Genomic DNA, 948 nt, shown 5'->3' on the forward strand with positions numbered 1-948 from the left:
AGCGAAGACGAACATGTCCTGCTCGTCACGCTGCATCACCTGATCGCCGACGGGTGGTCGATGGGCTTGCTGGTGCACGAACTCAGCGTGCTCTACACCGCCTTCGTCCAGGGCCAGCCCGATCCGCTGCCGCCGCTGCCGATCCAATCGGCCGATATCGCGGTCTGGCAGCGCCGCTGGCTCGCTGGCGAGCTGTTGCAGCAACAACGCGCGTTCTGGATCGACCATCTGCGCGACGCCCCGGCCGTTCTGGACGTGCCCACCGACCGGCCGCGGCCCGCCCTGCAGGATGCGCGAAGCGGGACACTGGAGCTGGCGCTGGATGCCGAGCTCAGCACTGCAGTGAAGGCCTTGAGCCAGCGTCATGGCACCACGCTGTTCATGACCTTGCTGGCGGCCTGGGGCGTGCTACTGGCGCGGCTGTCCGGCCAGGACCAGGTGGTGATCGGCACGCCGACGGCGAATCGCACGCGTAGCGAGCTGGAATCGCTGATCGGCTTGTTCGTCAACACGCAAGCCTTACAGATCGACCTGCGAGACAACCCCTCGGTCAGCGCGCTGCTGGCCCAGGTCCGCGCCACCGCGCTGGCTGCGCAAGCGCATCAGGATCTACCGTTCGAACACGTCATCGACGCGCTCAATCCAGCGCGCAATCTGGCCCACCATCCGGTCTTCCAGGTCATGTTCGCCTGGCAGAACGCACCGGACAATCCCATCGCGCTGCCTGGCCTGACGGTGGAAGCGCTGCACGCTGGTGCGATCAAACAATGCCGTGGCGTAACCGATCGTGCCGACGATGGCGCCGTTGTGCTCCTGCAGCACCAGATCGAGGTCGAACTTGACCGGGGTCGATGGCTGCGGCAGCGCTTCCACCGTCAGGCCAGGCAGCGCGATGGGATTGTCCGGTGCGTTCTGCCAGGCGAACATGACCTGGAAGACCGGATGGTG

At 65.9% G+C, this 948-nt stretch carries 1 protein-coding gene; it reads left to right on the forward strand.

The window, feature by feature from the left end; all coding sequences use genetic code 11:
• Positions 1-948, forward strand: a 948-nt coding sequence (locus CKY51_RS22120; protein WP_244952568.1) for a condensation domain-containing protein, incomplete at both ends; no start/stop codon positions are given.

Origin of the sequence: Xanthomonas maliensis, from assembly GCF_009192945.1 — a bacterium.
GTDB lineage: Bacteria > Pseudomonadota > Gammaproteobacteria > Xanthomonadales > Xanthomonadaceae > Xanthomonas > Xanthomonas maliensis.